This is a genomic window from Klebsiella sp. JN_Kp127 (assembly GCF_040062505.1).
Taxonomy (GTDB): Bacteria; Pseudomonadota; Gammaproteobacteria; order Enterobacterales; family Enterobacteriaceae; genus Klebsiella; species Klebsiella quasipneumoniae.
The window spans coordinates 257,627-272,204 of the sequence record NZ_JBEAHS010000052.1 but is presented as its reverse complement, the minus strand read 5'-3'; the positions used below and the strand labels follow the sequence as shown (position 1 = coordinate 272,204).

Genomic DNA, 14,578 nt, shown 5'->3' with positions numbered 1-14,578 from the left:
GAAGAGCTTGTGGAAAAAGCCAAAAAAATGGCGTGGCATCTTTTGGCTGCCAGCGTTGGTCTGTTGGCGTTGAGTCAGCTGGCGCATGCGGATTCACTGGATGAACAGCGCAGCCGCTACGCACAAATTAAGCAGGCGTGGGATAACCGGCAGATGGATGTGGTTGACCAGCTGATGCCCACGTTAAGCACCTATCCCCTGTATCCCTATTTGCAGTACCGGCAGATTACCGACGATCTGATGAACCAGCCGGCGCTGGTGGTGAAAAACTTTATTGACGCCAACCCGACGCTGCCCCCCGCGCGTTCATTACGTTCGCGCTTCGTGAATGAACTGGCCCGGCGCAGCGATTGGCGCGGCTTGCTGGCGTTTAGTCCCGATAAGCCGACCAGCACCGAGGCGCAGTGCAACTACTACTACGCCAAACTGAGCGTGGGGCAGTCGCAGGAGGCCTGGAGCGGAGCGAAAGACCTCTGGCTGACGGGCAAGAACCAGCCCGGCGCCTGTGAACCGCTGTTCAGCGCCTGGCGCGACTCCGGCCAGCAGGATCCGCTGGCTTATCTCGAACGGATCCGCCTGGCGATGAAGGCCGGCAATATCGGGCTGGTGAAATCGCTGGCCCAGCAGATGCCCGCCAACTACCAGAGCATCGCCAGCGCCGTGGTCGCTCTGGCTAACGATCCTAACAGCGTCCTGACCTTTGCCCGCACCACCGGGGCGACGGACTTTACCCGCCAGATGGCCGCCGTCGCCTTCGCCAGCGTCGCCCGTCAGGATGTGGAAAATGCCCGTTTGATGATCCCTTCGCTGGTGCAGGCCCAGCAGCTCAATGAGGATCAGACCCAGGAGCTACGCGATATTGTCGCCTGGCGCCTGATGGGGAACGATGTGACCGAAGAGCAGGCCATCTGGCGCGACGATGCGATTATGCGATCGCAGTCCACGCCGCTGGTGGAGCGGCGGGTGCGGATGGCGCTGGGGACGGGCGATCGCCATGGCCTGAATACCTGGCTGGCGCGCCTGCCGATGGAGGCGAAAGAGAAAGACGAATGGCGCTACTGGCAGGCGGATCTGTTGCTGGAGCGCGGCAGGGACGAGGAGGCGCAGGCGATCCTCCGGTCGTTGATGCAGCAGCGCGGTTTCTACCCGATGGTCGCCGCACAGCGTCTCGGCGAGGAGTATACCTTCCGCATCGATAAAGCGACTGGCACGCTCGATCCGGCGCTGGCTTCCGGTCCGGAGATGGCCCGGGTACGCGAGCTGATGTACTGGAATATGGATAACACCGCGCGCACCGAATGGGCGAATCTGGTCACCAGCCGCACGAAATCTCAGCAGGCGCAGCTGGCGCGCTATGCCTTCGATCAACACTGGTGGGATCTGAGCGTGCAGGCGACGATCGCCGGCAAGCTGTGGGATCAGCTGGAGGAGCGCTTCCCGCTGGCCTATAACGATCTGTTTGCCCGCTATATCAGCGGTAAAGATATTCCGCAGAGCTACGCGATGGCCATTGCCCGCCAGGAGAGCGCCTGGAACCCGAAAGTGCGTTCGCCGGTCGGCGCCAGCGGGCTGATGCAGATTATGCCGGGCACCGCGACGCATACCGTCAGCATGTTCCGCATTCCCGGCTACAGCGGCCCGTCGCAGCTATTGGATCCGGAAACCAACATCAACATCGGCACCAGCTATCTGCAGTACGTTTACCAGCAGTTCGGCAATAACCGCATCTACGCCTCGGCGGCCTATAACGCCGGGCCGGGTCGGGTACGCACCTGGCAGGGGAACAGCGCCGGACGGATCGACGCCGTGGCGTTTGTCGAGAGTATTCCGTTCTCGGAAACCCGCGGCTACGTGAAGAATGTCCTCTCCTATGACGCCTACTACCGCTACTTTATGGGACAGCAGGATAAGCTCTTCAGCGATGCGGAGTGGCGGCAGCGTTACTGATCGCCGGGAAGTATGTTATGCTTTGTACTCGTTGAAGAGTACATTCGACGGGCAGCGTAAGCTGCCCGTCTCAATATGGTGGCGCGATATGACCCAACAATCTCCCTATTCCGCGGCCGTTGCCGAACAACGTCATCAGGAGTGGCTGCGCTTTGTGGCGCTGCTACAGCAGGCCTATGCGCAGGATCTGCATCTGCCGCTGCTGCAGCTAATGCTAACCCCTGATGAGCGCGAAGCGCTGGGAACCCGGGTGCGCATTATCGAAGAGCTGCTGCGCGGCGAGATGAGCCAGCGCGAGCTGAAAAATGAGCTCGGCGCCGGCATTGCGACCATTACCCGCGGGTCGAACAGCCTGAAGTCGGCGCCGGTTGAGCTGCGCCAGTGGCTGGAGCAGACGCTGCTGGCTAGCGATAAATAGCGTTGTGGAACGGGCTTAACGCCAGCACGACCGCCTGATGGTAAACGCTGCTGCGGGTTAATTTGCCGCCGGTGAAAACCCCAATCGCCCCCTCTTTACGACCGATCTGATCGATGCCGGTATACTGCGACATGACCGGCCCGAGGGCTTCGCCAGCGCGAACCTGCTCAAGAATAACGTCAGGCAACGGCAGCGTGGCTGAGCGCGCTTCTCCGCGCTGGCTGGCGCTTTCGATGACCACCCAGCTAAAGGTACTGCCATCGTCAATTCCGGCTTCGATGGCGACCCAGAAATCGGCATGGGGCTGGGCGAGGCGCGCATTGGCGACGCGATTTCGTGCGCCAGCGCGCGTTTCCTCGCTGCCGAAGGGCTGTTCCGGCACGCCGCTCTCGACGGATACGGACTCAATGTGGCAGGATCCTTCGCCGAAAATCTCGTCAAAAGCCTGCAGAATTGCCTGAATTTTGGCGGGATTAGTGGTCGCTGAGACAACATGGTGCATAATCAAAACAACTCAGAATAAACTAACGTCATCGCAGTATACTCTAAATCACCCCCAGGGCAGGCGGTAATGCCCGAAAGCGGTCGATAACGAGTTCAGAACGGAAAAAAAGCATGTTACAGGTATACCTTGTTCGCCACGGTGAAACGCAGTGGAACGCCGAGCGACGTATTCAGGGTCAGTCCGACAGCCCGCTGACCGCACACGGTGAGCGCCAGGCCTGGCAGGTTGGCGAGCGCGCCAGAACGCTGGGGATCACCCATATCATTACCAGCGATCTGGGACGAACCCGTCGTACAGCAGAGATTATCGCCGAAGCCTGCGGCTGCAGCGTGATCGCCGATGCGCGCCTGCGCGAGCTGGATATGGGGGTGCTGGAGAAGCGCCATATCGACTCGCTCAGCGAAGAAGAAGAGGGCTGGCGCCGCCAGCTGGTCAACGGCACGCCGGATGGTCGTATTCCTCAGGGCGAATCGATGCAGGAGCTTAGCGAACGCATGCATGCGGCGCTGGCAGCCTGTCTGGAATTACCGGCCGGTAGTCGACCGCTGCTGGTGAGTCATGGTATCGCGCTGGGCTGCCTGGTGAGCACGATTTTAGGGCTGCCGGCGTACGCAGAGCGTCGGCTGCGTCTGCGCAACTGCTCTATCTCGCGCGTCGATTATCAGCAGAGCCCGTGGCTGGCTTCCGGCTGGGTGGTGGAAACGGCGGGCGACGTCTCGCATCTTGACGCCCCCGCGATGGACGAGCTGCAGCGTTAACGGCGGATCGGGATCAGATATTCGCAGCGCAACTGAATCGGCGTGTCCTGATCCCGGCTTTCATCTTCAGGATAGAAGCGTTCAATATCCAGCCCCTTGCGACGCGTCAGGTTCAGCATCGGCATGCAGGTGCCGTAGACCGTCAGGATGAATTCCTGCAGGCCGGTACCCAGCCCTTCATACGTAAACATGACATACTCGCCGCCCTCCAGCGTCACCGGATGGGCGTTCTGCAGGTGGCCGTTAGCCATCTCCGGCGTCAGCGCGGTGGTATAGAACACTTCCTGTTCATCGTCTTTCTCCAGGCTCGGACGCGGTTCATGCAGCCCATAGAGCACCGGGGGGATCGACGGCGAGTTGCCGAGGAAATCGCGCCAGAACTGGACCCGCATCTGGTTGCGGAAGTCGGAGATTTCCTCCAGCTTACAGGTATAGCTCTGGGTTACCCCCAGCAGTTGAGTCGTGGGCAGGGCGACAAATTCATGTTTCGGCAGGGTAAACTCGCCAAGACGCAGCGGCGGACGCATACCGAACGAGCTCCAGTCCGGCGAGCGGCGGTAGAGCGCCGGCGTCAGCGAGAACTGCTTCTTAAACGCCCGGGTGAAGGTCTGCTGGGAGTCGAAACGGTACTGCAGCGCAATATCAAGGATTGGACGGGCGGTAAGGCGTAATGCGACAGCTGATTTCGACAACCGGCGCGCGCGAATATAGGCACCGATGGCATGGCCGGTGACATCCTTAAACATTCGCTGCAAATGCCACTTGGAATAACCCGCCTTCGCCGCCACATTGTCCAGAGAAAGCGGCTGATCCAGGTGACCTTCCAGCCAGCTAAGGAGATCGCGAATAATCCCTGCTTGATCCATAAAATGTCCCCATCCTTAAACACAGGTGCCTGATATTAAAGTAGCGGATAATAGCATTTTTTGATGTTTTAGCATTCAGTGTTTTTTTTGCTTTTAAATGCGGTAGGTCCGTGGATCTGAACGAGAATTTTGTAAAGCTGTGATCTATAAACCTTTTCCGCAAAGTGCGTGATAATCACTCAGCTATATTTTTTAAGAATGGTAACAATATGAAATACAAGAAGTTTGCGATGGGCCTGCTGCTGCTGGCCGGCTGCCAGGTCGCTCAGGCGGAGCAGATTGGTTCCGTGGATACGGTCTTCAAATGGTTAGGGCCGGATCACAAAATTGTCGTCGAAGCCTTTGACGATCCGGATGTGCAGAACGTGACCTGCTATATCAGCCGGGCGAAGACCGGCGGGATCAAAGGCGGGCTGGGTCTGGCGGAAGATACCTCCGACGCGGCCATCTCCTGCCAGCAGGTCGGGCCGATTGAGCTGACGGACAAAATCAAAAATGGCAAAAGCCAGGGCGACGTGGTGTTCCAGAAGCGCACCTCGCTGGTGTTTAAAAAGCTACAGGTCGTTCGCTTCTATGATGCGAAACGCAATGCGCTGGTCTACCTGACCTATTCGGATAAAGTGGTTGATGGTTCGCCGAAGAACGCCATCAGCGCCGTGCCGATTATGCCCTGGAATAAATAAACGGGAGCGCGCATGCAGCAGCCACGGATTTGGTTAGTTGAGGATGAACAGAGTATCGCCGATACCCTGGTTTATATGCTCCAGCAGGAGGGCTTCCAGGTCACCGTCTTTGACCGCGGGTTGCCCGCGCTGGAGGCGGCGGCGCATCAGGCGCCCGATGTGGCCATCCTCGACGTCGGCTTGCCGGATATCAGCGGCTTCGAGCTCTGTCGGCGCCTGCTGACGCGCTTTCCGGCGCTGCCGGTGCTGTTTCTGACCGCGCGGAGCGACGAGGTCGATAAGCTGCTGGGGCTGGAAATCGGCGCTGACGATTACATCGCCAAGCCGTTTTCGCCGCGCGAAGTCTGCGCGCGGGTGCGCAGCGTGCTGCGGCGGCTGCAAAAATTCGCCGCGCCTTCGTCGGTAGTTCGCGTCGGCGAGTTTGTGCTTGACGAGCAGGCGGCGTCGATAAGCTGGTTCGGCCAGCCGCTGAACCTGACGCGCTATGAATTTCTGCTGTTGAAAACGCTGCTTCACGCGCCCGGTCGCGTCTTCTCCCGCCAGCAGCTGATGGAGCTGGTGTGGAGCGATGCCTGGGAAAGCCTCGACCGCACCGTCGACACCCACATCAAAACCCTGCGCGCTAAATTGCGGGTCGTTAATCCTGAGGTGGCGCCAATCAATACCCATCGCGGGATGGGCTACAGCCTGGGGCGCGGCTGATGCGCATCGGCATGCGCCTGCTGCTGGGCTATTTTCTTATCGTCGCGATCGCCGCGTGGTTTGTACTGTCGATCTTTGTCCAGGAAGTCAAGCCGGGCGTGCGCCGGGCCACGGAGGGGACCCTCAACGATACCGCCACCCTGCTGGCGGCGCTGGCGCGTGAGGACCTGCTGGCGGCAAACCCGCAGCAGGGCAGGCTGGCGCAGGCCTTTCACCAGCTCAACCAGCAGCGGCTCAACGCCAATATTGGCGGAATTAAAAAGGTGCGGAATGAGTACCGCGTCTATCTGACCGATGCCCGGGGCAAGGTGGTGTTTGACTCGAGCGGAGAGGCGACAGGGCAGGACTATTCACGCTGGAACGACGTCTGGCTCACCCTGCGCGGCCAGTACGGCGCGCGCAGTACGCGCAGCGATCCGCATGATGAAGCCAGCTCGGTAATGTATATCGCCGCGCCGGTGATGGATAAGGGGCGGATTATCGGCGTGCTGAGCGTCGGTAAACCCAACCTGGCGATGACGCCGGTCATTCAGCGCAGCGAGCGGAGGATCCTTTGGGCCGGCGGCGCTCTGCTGGGCATTGCCCTGTTGATTGGCTGCGGCGTCGTCTGGTGGATCAATTTCTCTATCGGCAAGCTGGTGCGCTATGCGGACTCGGTGACCGCTGACCGCCCACTGCCGCTGCCGGAGGTCGGCAGCAGCGAACTGCGTAAGCTGGCCCAGGCGCTGGAGAGCATGCGGGTGAAGCTCGAAGGCAAAAACGCCATCGAAAACTATGTCTATGACCTGACTCACGAGCTGAAAAGTCCGCTGGCAGCCATCCGCGGTGCGGCGGAGATCCTGCGCGAAGAGCCGCCGCCTGCGGTGGCTGCGCGGTTTACTGAGAATATCCTCGCGCAAAATACTCGCATGCAGCTGTTGGTGGAGCGGTTGCTCCAGCAGGCGCGACTGGAAAGCCGGCTGGAGATAAAGCCGCAGCCGGTGTCGATAGATGCGCTATACCAACGCCTGGCGGAAGAGCGCGACATCGCCCTGGCGGCGAAAGCCATCACCCTGCGCTGGCAGGAGAGTGGGATGCTGGTCAATGGCGATGGCGAACTGCTGTCCCAGGCGCTGGGCAATCTGCTCGACAACGCGATTGATTTTACCCCCCAGGGGGGCGAGATCGCCCTGGCAGTAGAGAAACGAAATGCAGAGGTGCGACTGAGCGTAACGGATAACGGATGCGGTATTCCGGAGTATGCCCTGACGCGGATCTTTGATCGGTTCTACTCGCTGCCGCGTGAAGACGGCCATAAGAGCAGCGGCCTTGGGCTGGCCTTCGTTCGTGAAGTCGCGCGCCTGCATCACGGCGATATCCGTCTACACAATCGGCCCGAAGGCGGCGTGGTCGCCACGCTGAGACTTCACCGTCCCTTCACATAGCTTCAAATTCCCCCCACACAACCGCCCTATTGTGAGGCCATCACGATAGGGAGAAAGCTATGTTGAAATCACCGTTATTCTGGAAAATCACCACGTTAATAGGCTGTATTGTGCTGTTATCTCTGCCTTTGATGATAGTCAGGGAGCTCATCAATGAGCGGGCTGATTATCGCAGCGAGGTTGAGGATGCCATTGAACAGAGCACCAGCGGCCCGCAAAAACTCGCCGGGCCGCTGATCGCTATTCCGGTAACCGAGACGCTGACCCGCAGGGAGAACCAAAAAGAGGTCGAATATCAGCGGAGCTGGGAGTACTACTGGCTGCCGGAGTCGCTGGCGGTCAGCGGCAAACAGACCGTGGAGTCGAGGAGGGTGGGCATCTACAGCGGACAGGTCTGGCATAACGTCCTGCAGATTAAGGCTTCGTTTGATCCGCTGCGTCTGGCGGCGCTGAAAAAAACGAATATTGTCTTAGGCCAGCCGCGGCTGGTGGTGAGCGTCGGCGATGCCCGCGGCATTGGCGCCATTCATGCTCCGGAGGTTAACGGCAGCGTATTAAGCGTGGAGCCTGGGCTGGGGATCAGCGGTGATGGGGCGGGCATCCATATGCCGATGCCTGCGCTGGCGGAGGACAACAAGCCGCTTGAGATCGCTTTTTCGCTCGATCTGAACGGGACGGGCGCATTTTCACTGGCGCCGCTCGGGCGCAACAGCGAGCTGCAGCTGACCAGTAACTGGCCGCATCCCGGCTTTCTCGGCAGCTTCCTGCCAACGAAACGCGAAGTGAATGCTGCCGGCTATCGCGCCCACTGGCAAAGCAGCTGGTTCGCCAACGATATGGGCAGCTATTTCAAGGATGATATGGAGATCCCGTGGTCGCGCCTGCCGGCGTTCAGTGCCGATGTCATGTCGCTTGCCGACCAGTATCAGCTAACCGACCGGGCGACAAAATATGCCATCCTGTTAATTGGGTTGACGTTTATGGCCTTTTTCGCTTTCGAAAGCCTGACCCATCGCCCCCTGCATCCGATGCAATATTTGCTGGTGGGCCTATCGCTGGTGCTGTTTTACCTGGTGCTGCTGGCGCTTTCGGAGCACATTGGCTTTACCGCCGCCTGGCTGGCCGCCAGCCTGTCCGGCGCGGTGATGAACGGGATCTACCTCCAGGCGGTGCTCAGGGGATGGCGTAACAGCCTGCTGTTTGTCGCGGCGCTGCTGCTGCTGGACGGGGTGATGTGGTTTCTGCTGCATTCCGAGGACAGCGCGCTGCTGTTGGGTACCGGGGTGCTGGTGCTGGCGCTAAGCAGCCTGATGTTTTTGACCCGGCGAGTGGACTGGTATGCGTTATCGTTACCGAAAGGCAGTGTGCCTCCGCCGCCGTCTGCCGATGACGACAAACTGCGCCTCTGGAAAGAGTGACGGCATAAAAAAACGGCGCCCTCGGGGCGCCGTTTTCACATCATGGCTGCGGAATAAATCGCATTATTCCTGCAGATCGCCACAGAAACGGTAACCTTCACCGTGAATGGTAGCGATGATTTCCGGGGTATCCGGAGTGGATTCGAAGTGTTTACGAATCCGACGAATGGTCACGTCAACGGTACGGTCATGCGGCTTCAGCTCGCGACCGGTCATTTTCTTCAGCAGCTCGGCACGAGACTGAATTTTGCCCGGGTTTTCGCAGAAGTGCAGCATCGCGCGGAATTCACTGCGCGGCAGCTTGTACTGTTCGCCGTTCGGGCTGACCAGGGAACGGCTGTTGATATCGAGTTCCCAGCCGTTGAACTTGTAGCTTTCCACGCTGCGACGCTCTTCGCTCACGGTACCGAGGTTCATGGTACGGGAGAGCAGGTTGCGCGCGCGGATAGTCAGTTCACGCGGGTTAAACGGTTTAGTGATATAGTCGTCAGCGCCGATTTCGAGGCCAAGGATCTTATCCACTTCGTTGTCGCGACCGGTTAAGAACATCAGCGCGACGTCAGCCTGCTCGCGCAGCTCGCGCGCCAGCAGAAGACCATTTTTACCCGGCAGGTTGATATCCATGATCACCAGGTTGATATCATTTTCAGACAGGATCTGATGCATTTCCGCGCCATCGGTCGCTTCGAATACATCGTAACCTTCTGCTTCGAAAATACTTTTTAACGTGTTGCGTGTTACCAACTCGTCTTCAACGATAAGAATGTGCGGGGTCTGCATGTTTGCTACCTAAATTGCCAACTAAATCGAAACAGGAAGTACCAAAGTCCCTGACCTGCCTGCTGCATGTCGCAAATTAACATGCGCGGCGTAACATGACTAAAGTACGTAATTGCGTTCTTGATGCACTTTCCATCAACGTCAACAACATCATTAGCTTGGTCGTGGGTACTTTCCCTCTGGACCCGACGGTGTCAAAAACGGCTGACATCCTAACCATTTTAACAGCAACATAACAGGCTAAGAGAGGCCGAACACCCAATAAAACTACGCTTCGTTGACATATATCAAGTTCAATTGTAGCACGTTAACAGTCTTGTGAAATCATTGCATCGCCATGCTCTTTATAGTCACAATCTTTACCCGGCTCAACTAGTTGCGTGGATAAATTAATAAATACAGTGAATTCAATGCCTGGAACGATGCGTCAGGTGAAATTTCATTGCCCATCATATGGATAAATGGGTTCTGTTAACATACTCCTTGTCATGGCCTCCTGAGAACAGTTTAGATTTTTTTATGGGTAAGAAAACGCAATTTTAGTGATTTTTGTTGCAAATTTGTAAATTTTCACCGCGTAAAATGGGGGGCTCCGCGCCTCGACAACGCCTGAGAGAGAGAAAAAAACCGCAATGCGTTTAACGATTATTTTAGTCGGTCCTGCCCGGGCCGAGAACGTCGGCGCCGCCGCCAGGGCGATGAAAACCATGGGATTTCGCGATCTGCGGATCGTGGACAGTGAAGCCCATCTGGCGCCGGCGGCACGCTGGGTGGCGCACGGCTCAGGCGACATCCTCGATGGCATCACCACCTATTCCACCCTTGCCGAGGCGCTGCACGACGTCGATTTTACCGTCGCCACCACCGCCCGCAGTCGCGCGCGGTTTCACTATTACGCCACGCCGCAGCAGCTGTTGCCGCTGCTGGAGGAGAAGGCGAACTGGATGACCCATACCGCGCTGGTATTTGGCCGTGAAGACGCCGGATTGACCAATGAGGAGCTGGCCCTGGCCGATGTGCTGACCGGCGTGCCGATGGCCGCGGATTATCCTTCGCTAAACCTCGGTCAGTCGGTGATGGTCTACTGCTATCAATTAGCATCGCTTATGCAACAACCGGCGCCCGCCGCCGCCGCGGCAGACCATCATCAGCTGCAGGCGTTGCGCCTGCGCGCCCTGGCCTTGCTTTCGCGTCTGGGCGTGGAGGATGATGCCAAACTGGCCGACTGGCTGTCGCAACGAATGGGGCTGCTGCAGCAGCGCGACACGGCAATGTTGCATCGTTTGCTGCATGATATTGAAAAAAACCTGTCAGAATAAAGCTCTGTCATATATTTTAATTATGGTTGTATGTGCTGTTTTTGTGGGAGGTATTCCGCCGATCTGGATGTTTTTCCTTGTCGGGGTGGCGCAATACGTAAGCTCGCTGAAATGAGGTTAATTGAGAAATTCATTGACTTAAGAGGGCAGATACTTTAACCAATATAGGCAGGACACACAGACAGATAAAAATACAGAGTACACAACATCCATGAATCGCATCGGCATGATTACCACCATTATCACCACCACCATTACCACAGGTAACGGTGCGGGCTGACGCGTACAGGAAACACAGAAAAAAGCCCGCACCTGAACAGTGCGGGCTTTTTTTTTGACAAGAGATCAAGGGGTAAGAACCATGCGAGTGTTGAAGTTCGGCGGTACATCAGTGGCAAATGCGGAACGATTTCTGCGGGTTGCCGATATTCTGGAGAGTAATGCCAGGCAGGGGCAGGTAGCGACCGTCCTGTCTGCCCCGGCGAAGATCACCAACCATCTGGTAGCGATGATTGAAAAGACCATTGGCGGCCAGGATGCCCTCCCCAATATTGCCGACGCTGAACGCATTTTTACCGAACTTCTTCAGGGTCTTGCCGACGCCCAGCCCGCTTTCCCGCTCGCCCAGCTGAAAGCCTTTGTTGAGCAGGAGTTTGCTCAGATTAAGCATGTTCTGCACGGTATCAGCCTGCTGGGTCAGTGCCCGGACAGCGTCAATGCCGCGCTGATCTGCCGAGGCGAAAAGCTCTCCATCGCCATCATGGCGGGTCTGCTGGAAGCCCGTGGTCATAAAGTCAGTGTGATTAACCCGGTGGAAAAACTGCTCGCGGTGGGCCACTATCTGGAATCCACGGTCGATATCGCCGAATCCACCCGCCGCATCGCCGCCAGCCAGATCCCGGCAGACCATATGATCCTGATGGCCGGGTTTACCGCCGGAAATGAGAAGGGCGAGTTGGTGGTGCTGGGGCGCAACGGCTCCGACTATTCGGCTGCGGTACTGGCCGCCTGCCTGCGCGCCGACTGCTGCGAAATCTGGACCGATGTCGACGGCGTGTACACTTGCGACCCGCGCCAGGTGCCGGATGCGCGTCTGCTGAAATCGATGTCTTATCAGGAGGCGATGGAGCTCTCCTACTTTGGCGCGAAAGTGCTGCACCCGCGCACCATCGCCCCTATCGCCCAGTTCCAAATCCCATGTCTGATTAAAAATACCGGCAACCCGCAGGCGCCGGGAACGCTCATCGGCGCCAGCCGCGACGAGGACGATCTGCCGGTCAAAGGCATCTCTAACCTCAACAACATGGCGATGTTCAATGTCTCCGGGCCGGGGATGAAAGGCATGGTCGGCATGGCGGCCCGCGTCTTCGCCACCATGTCCCGCGCGGGCATCTCGGTCGTGCTGATCACCCAATCCTCTTCCGAGTACAGTATCAGTTTCTGCGTGCCGCAGAGCGACTGCGCGCGTGCCAAACGGGCGATGGAAGATGAGTTTTATCTCGAGCTGAAAGAGGGGCTGCTGGAGCCGCTGGCCATTATGGAGCGTCTGGCTATTATCTCGGTGGTGGGCGACGGAATGCGCACCCTGCGCGGTATCTCGGCAAAGTTTTTTGCCGCGCTGGCCCGCGCCAATATCAATATCGTGGCGATTGCCCAGGGTTCATCCGAGCGCTCCATTTCGGTGGTGGTCAGCAATGACGACGCCACCACCGGCGTGCGCGTGACCCATCAGATGCTGTTCAACACCGACCAGGTGATCGAAGTGTTCGTCATCGGCGTCGGCGGCGTCGGCGGCGCGCTGCTGGAGCAAATCAAACGCCAGCAGAGTTGGCTGAAGAGCAAACATATCGATCTGCGCGTTTGCGGCGTGGCCAACTCTCAGGCGCTGCTGACCAGCGTGCATGGTCTGAATCTGGAAAACTGGAGTGAGGCGCTGGCGGAGGCGAAAGAACCCTTTAATCTCGGTCGCCTGATCCGCCTGGTAAAAGAGTACCACCTGCTGAATCCGGTGATCGTCGACTGTACCTCCAGCCAGGCGGTCGCCGATCAGTACGCCGACTTCCTGCGCGAAGGTTTCCATGTGGTCACGCCGAATAAAAAGGCCAATACCTCTTCGCTGGATTACTATCATCAGCTGCGCCACGCCGCGAGCAGCTCGCGCCGCAAGTTCCTCTATGACACTAACGTTGGCGCTGGCCTGCCGGTGATTGAGAACCTGCAGAACCTGCTCAACGCCGGCGATGAACTGCGCCATTTCTCCGGGATCCTCTCCGGCTCTCTGTCGTTTATCTTCGGCAAGCTGGATGAGGGCGTGAGTTTCTCGGCGGCGACGGCGATGGCCCGTGAGATGGGGTATACCGAGCCGGATCCGCGCGACGATTTATCCGGGGTGGATGTCGCGCGTAAGCTGCTGATTCTGGCCCGTGAGACCGGACGTGAACTGGAGCTGTCGGACATTATCGTCGAGTCGGCGCTGCCGGCGGACTTCGACGCCAGCGGTGATGTTGAGACCTTTATGGCCCGCTTGCCGTCGCTGGATGATGCGTTCGCCTCGCGGATCGCTAAGGCGCGCGATGAAGGTAAAGTCTTGCGCTATGTCGGTAACATCGAAGAGGATGGTACCTGCCGGGTGAAAATTGCCGCCGTTGACGGCAACGATCCGCTGTTCAAAGTCAAAAATGGCGAGAACGCACTGGCCTTTTACAGCCACTATTATCAGCCATTGCCGCTGGTGCTGCGCGGCTATGGTGCCGGGAACGACGTCACGGCGGCCGGTGTATTCGCCGACCTGCTGCGCACCCTTTCCTGGAAGTTAGGAGTTTAAGATGGTCAAAGTATATGCCCCGGCTTCCAGTGCCAATATGAGCGTCGGGTTTGATGTGTTGGGCGCGGCGGTCACGCCGGTCGATGGCACGCTGCTTGGCGACAACGTTACTGTCGAAGCGGCGGAGCAATTCAGCCTGCAGAATCTGGGACGCTTCGCCAGCAAACTGCCGACGGCGCCGCAGGAGAACATTGTTTACCAGTGCTGGGAAAGCTTTTGCCGGGAGATCGGTAAAACGGTGCCGGTGGCGATGACCCTGGAAAAAAACATGCCGATTGGCTCCGGGCTGGGCTCCAGCGCCTGCTCGGTGGTCGCCGCGCTGGTGGCGATGAACGAGTTTTGCGGTAAGCCGCTGAACGAGACGCGCATGCTGGCGCTGATGGGGGAGATGGAAGGGCGTATCTCCGGCAGCATTCACTACGACAACGTGGCGCCGTGCTATCTTGGCGGCATGCAGTTGATGATCGAAGAGAACGGGATTATCAGCCAGCAGGTGCCCGGGTTTGATGAGTGGCTGTGGGTGCTGGCCTATCCGGGGATTAAAGTATCCACCGCCGAAGCGCGGGCGATTCTGCCGGCGCAGTACCGCCGTCAGGATTGTATCGCCCATGGTCGCCACCTCGCGGGCTTTATTCACGCCTGCTACACCCGCCAGCCGCAGCTGGCGGCAAAATTGATGAAAGATGTGATTGCCGAACCGTACCGAACCAAACTGCTGCCGGGCTTTAGCGAAGCGCGTCAGGCGGCCATGGAGATGGGCGCCCAGGCTTGCGGCATCTCCGGCTCTGGCCCAACGCTGTTCGCGTTGTGCGATAAGCCGGACACCGCACAGCGCGTCGCCGACTGGCTTGGCGCGCACTATCTGCAGAATCAGGAAGGCTTTGTTCATATTTGCCGGCTGGACACGGCGGGCGCACGCGTAGTGGGATAACCA

The 14,578-nt window shown here is 58.4% G+C and carries 15 protein-coding genes and 1 other annotated feature; of the genes, 12 read left to right on the top strand and 3 right to left on the bottom strand.

What is annotated here, in order from left to right:
• Nucleotides 1-9 precede the first annotated feature (9 nt).
• Together sltY and trpR are read left to right on the top strand one after the other, a co-directional pair.
• Nucleotides 10-1,947: a murein transglycosylase gene (sltY, locus tag ABLV04_RS21985; protein ID WP_044525328.1), complete on the top strand. Its 1,938-nt coding sequence runs from the start codon at nt 10-12 to the stop codon at nt 1,945-1,947.
• 88 nt (nt 1,948-2,035) lie between these two features.
• Nucleotides 2,036-2,365 (top strand): trp operon repressor, encoded by a 330-nt coding sequence (trpR, locus tag ABLV04_RS21980; protein WP_004204213.1) that lies wholly within the window; start codon nt 2,036-2,038, stop codon nt 2,363-2,365.
• Here the strand turns inward: trpR and yjjX are convergent.
• Nucleotides 2,352-2,867 carry an inosine/xanthosine triphosphatase gene (gene yjjX / locus ABLV04_RS21975; RefSeq protein WP_032452387.1) on the bottom strand — a complete coding sequence of 172 codons (516 nt, stop codon included), beginning with the start codon at nt 2,865-2,867 and terminating at the stop codon, nt 2,352-2,354. The two genes, trpR and yjjX, sit on opposite strands and share 14 nt — an antisense overlap.
• 113 nt (nt 2,868-2,980) lie before the next feature.
• On the opposite strand from yjjX, the gene gpmB reads away from it, so the two are divergent.
• On the top strand, nt 2,981-3,628 hold the full coding sequence (gene gpmB / locus ABLV04_RS21970) for a 2,3-diphosphoglycerate-dependent phosphoglycerate mutase GpmB (protein WP_004204216.1): 648 nt from the start codon (nt 2,981-2,983) through the stop codon (nt 3,626-3,628).
• Here the strand turns inward: gpmB and robA are convergent.
• Nucleotides 3,625-4,494: an MDR efflux pump AcrAB transcriptional activator RobA gene (robA, locus tag ABLV04_RS21965; protein WP_023291903.1), complete on the bottom strand. Its 870-nt coding sequence runs from the start codon at nt 4,492-4,494 to the stop codon at nt 3,625-3,627. The two genes, gpmB and robA, sit on opposite strands and share 4 nt — an antisense overlap.
• Before the next feature lie 209 nt (nt 4,495-4,703).
• On the opposite strand from robA, the gene creA reads away from it, so the two are divergent.
• The 4 genes from creA to creD are packed head-to-tail and all read left to right on the top strand — an operon-like array spanning nt 4,704 to nt 8,721.
• Complete coding sequence (gene creA / locus ABLV04_RS21960; RefSeq protein WP_009309170.1) at nt 4,704-5,177, top strand: protein CreA; 474 nt, start codon at nt 4,704-4,706, stop codon at nt 5,175-5,177.
• A 12-nt stretch (nt 5,178-5,189) separates the two neighbouring features.
• Complete coding sequence (gene creB, locus ABLV04_RS21955) at nt 5,190-5,879, top strand: two-component system response regulator CreB (RefSeq protein ID WP_023291904.1); 690 nt, start codon at nt 5,190-5,192, stop codon at nt 5,877-5,879.
• Nucleotides 5,879-7,303, top strand: coding sequence for a two-component system sensor histidine kinase CreC (creC, locus tag ABLV04_RS21950; protein ID WP_044525307.1), 1,425 nt, complete (start codon nt 5,879-5,881; stop codon nt 7,301-7,303). The genes creB and creC overlap by 1 nt, the downstream gene beginning before the upstream one ends.
• 59 nt (nt 7,304-7,362) lie before the next feature.
• A complete protein-coding gene (gene creD / locus ABLV04_RS21945; protein WP_180266025.1) occupies nt 7,363-8,721 on the top strand; it encodes a cell envelope integrity protein CreD in 1,359 nt (452 codons plus the stop codon).
• Between the two features lie 63 nt (nt 8,722-8,784).
• Here creD and arcA read toward each other — a convergent pair whose 3' ends face one another.
• Nucleotides 8,785-9,501, bottom strand: coding sequence for a two-component system response regulator ArcA (gene arcA, locus ABLV04_RS21940; RefSeq protein ID WP_002887843.1), 717 nt, complete (start codon nt 9,499-9,501; stop codon nt 8,785-8,787).
• 95 nt (nt 9,502-9,596) lie between these two features.
• On the opposite strand from arcA, the gene yjjY reads away from it, so the two are divergent.
• The 5 genes from yjjY to thrB all read left to right on the top strand — a co-directional run bounded on the left by yjjY (nt 9,597) and on the right by thrB (nt 14,575).
• Nucleotides 9,597-9,737 (top strand): protein YjjY, encoded by a 141-nt coding sequence (gene yjjY, locus ABLV04_RS21935; RefSeq protein WP_004146984.1) that lies wholly within the window; start codon nt 9,597-9,599, stop codon nt 9,735-9,737.
• Nucleotides 9,738-10,133: 396 nt separating this feature from the next.
• Complete coding sequence (locus tag ABLV04_RS21930; protein ID WP_032452390.1) at nt 10,134-10,820, top strand: tRNA/rRNA methyltransferase; 687 nt, start codon at nt 10,134-10,136, stop codon at nt 10,818-10,820.
• A gap of 211 nt (nt 10,821-11,031) precedes the next feature.
• Nucleotides 11,032-11,100, top strand: coding sequence for a thr operon leader peptide (gene thrL / locus ABLV04_RS21925; protein WP_004222578.1), 69 nt, complete (start codon nt 11,032-11,034; stop codon nt 11,098-11,100).
• Nucleotides 11,039-11,156: a sequence feature (Thr leader region), on the top strand. Its footprint overlaps the gene before it by 62 nt.
• Before the next feature lie 25 nt (nt 11,157-11,181).
• On the top strand, nt 11,182-13,644 hold the full coding sequence (gene thrA, locus ABLV04_RS21920) for a bifunctional aspartate kinase/homoserine dehydrogenase I (RefSeq protein ID WP_044525310.1): 2,463 nt from the start codon (nt 11,182-11,184) through the stop codon (nt 13,642-13,644).
• Nucleotide 13,645: 1 nt separating this feature from the next.
• On the top strand, nt 13,646-14,575 hold the full coding sequence (gene thrB / locus ABLV04_RS21915) for a homoserine kinase (RefSeq protein WP_002887853.1): 930 nt from the start codon (nt 13,646-13,648) through the stop codon (nt 14,573-14,575).
• Nucleotides 14,576-14,578 lie beyond the last annotated feature (3 nt).